We start from the raw sequence: 1,880 nt of genomic DNA, 5'->3' as shown, positions 1-1,880 counted from the left end.
GATGCTGTTGGTGATCTTCATGAGCGACGGGTTCGAGTCCCGTCGTTCAGTTGTTGACACAGGTGCTGGAAGCGGGTGGTCGGGCCCCTTCGGTCGGTTGATCCGCCATCGTCGCGGTGCTGGCTGAGGCGGATGATGTTGGTTCCGGCCGCGGTGAGAACGTGCTGGAGGTGAGTCTTCGCGGTGCCGCGATAACGGCAATTTCGCAGGCCATGGGCGTGCACCGTCTCCGAGACGGTGGCCTCGCAGCCGGCTCTCATGGCGTATCGGTCCTGCCAGGCCCTGGTCTTCTGCTCTTTCCTGACGCGGTTTTGGATCTCCTGCAGAGGCTGTGGCAGAAGCAGGACGTGGCGGCCTTTGCCATCGACGTTTCCGGTGCACTTCGGGCGGTCGTCGCAGGCCCGGCAGACAGCGCGGGGGAAGAGAACCGACAGGCGTGGCTGTCCGTCGGCGAGGGTCGGTTTCCAGGGCGGGCTGGTGGCGCCATTGAGACAAGTAAGCGTTCTTTCCTCCCAGTTGGGATGGAACTTTTCCTTGTCGAAGCCCGGGAGTGCCCGCGAGCGGGGTGGGAGCCGGACCGGGCCGACCAGGTCGATTCCGTACTCGGTCCTGGCCCGGTGGATGGTGGCGGGGCTGGTGTATCCGCCGTCGACCAGATGCTCGGCCGGCGCCAGATCGCGTGCGGCGAGGTCGCGGTGGATCCGTTCCAGGGCGTCGATGTCCTGCTCGGGTGCCGGCGTGGTGGCGACGTGCACGATCACATTCGGCAGGCCGGTGTCGCATGTCTCGGTCTGGTGGTCCTTGTAGCCGACCCACTCAGCCTTGCCGGGCTTGTGGCTGAAGCGGGCCTGCGGATCGTGGGGAGAGACGATCTCCACCGACGACCACGGCACCCTGGCGCAGGCGGGGTCGGGCCGCCCGTCGGAGGCCTCCGCGGACGTCGATCGCCGAGGACTGTGGCGCCGGCTCAGCCGGTCGCGGGTCTGCTTGGGCCCGCGCCAGCACAGACCACCGTGTTCGTCGTACCAGTACTGCTGGAGCCAGACCTGCCGCATCACCTCGACCTTGGGCAACCACCTCAGCCGGGCCGGAGCGTCAGGGGCGAGGAGGGCCTGGAACAGGCGCATGCCGTCCTCACCGACCGTGAGCGCGTACTGCTTGCGCTCGTTCGTCTCCTTGGGCAACCGGTCGTAGCGGACCGGCCGGCCGTAACGCCGGGCCCACTCGTCCGTGACCAGGGCGGATATCCAGTCCTCGTCCGATGCGGCCAGTTCCTCCAGGGCCGCGCGCAGGGTCTCGCCGACCAGCTCGATGCGGTCCAGGCGCCGCACCGCCGCCAGGACGTGGGTGGAGTCGGTCCGCTGCCGCCCGCGTCGTTTGACCAGCCCCGCCTCCGCCAGCCGGTCCACCATTACAGTCAGCAACCGGTCGGCCCGATCGCCCTGGGCCATCCGGTCACGGAACGCGCTGAGCACCGAGAAATCGAAGCCCGGATCGTCCAACTCCATCCCCAGGCAGTAATTTCCAGTCCAGACGACACCGGACTGCCTCGGCGGCCTGACGGTCGGTGAGGTTCTGCGCGTACTGCAGCACCGACACCAGCGCCAGTCGTGCCGGTGACAGGCCACGACGTCCGTCAGTGGGATACCAGTCGGCGAAATCATCGTCCGTGAACAGCCCGTCCAGATGATCTCGCACCCACATCGCAGCTGTGCCCCGAGGATTGCTCGCCCGTGCCATCCGTGCGGTCAGCGGCGGGATCTCCCGCCCGGACCATGAACCCATCGCCACCGCAGTCCACCCCTCTGATCCGCCCGATCTCCAGGCCAGGACAGCAGACAGGCACGGGCACAATCAGCCGAAAGGCGACAACACCACTC

General features: G+C 67.5%; 2 protein-coding genes. Both read right to left on the bottom strand.

Annotation, left to right across the window (positions count from 1 at the left end; all coding sequences use genetic code 11):
• Positions 1-17 precede the first annotated feature (17 nt).
• Positions 18-1,508, bottom strand: a complete 1,491-nt coding sequence (locus tag ACFWIC_RS40995; protein WP_380522297.1) for a transposase — start codon at positions 1,506-1,508, stop codon at positions 18-20.
• Positions 1,456-1,704 carry a transposase gene (locus tag ACFWIC_RS40990; RefSeq protein WP_380522299.1) on the bottom strand — a complete coding sequence of 83 codons (249 nt, stop codon included), beginning with the start codon at positions 1,702-1,704 and terminating at the stop codon, positions 1,456-1,458. The genes ACFWIC_RS40995 and ACFWIC_RS40990 overlap by 53 nt, the downstream gene beginning before the upstream one ends.
• Positions 1,705-1,880 lie beyond the last annotated feature (176 nt).

The sequence above is a fragment of the Kitasatospora sp. NPDC127035 genome, from assembly GCF_042726075.1.
In the GTDB taxonomy this organism is placed as follows: Bacteria; Actinomycetota; Actinomycetes; order Streptomycetales; family Streptomycetaceae; genus Kitasatospora.
This window is presented reverse-complemented; position numbering and strand designations above follow the sequence as displayed.

Bases quoted from the DNA above. Each gene is read 5' to 3' on its own strand.
- ACFWIC_RS40990 (WP_380522299.1), bottom strand. From the start codon at position 1,704: ATGTGGGTGCGAGATCATCTGGACGGGCTGTTCACGGACGATGATTTC.
- ACFWIC_RS40995 (WP_380522297.1), bottom strand. From the start codon at position 1,508: ATGGAGTTGGACGATCCGGGCTTCGATTTCTCGGTGCTCAGCGCGTTC.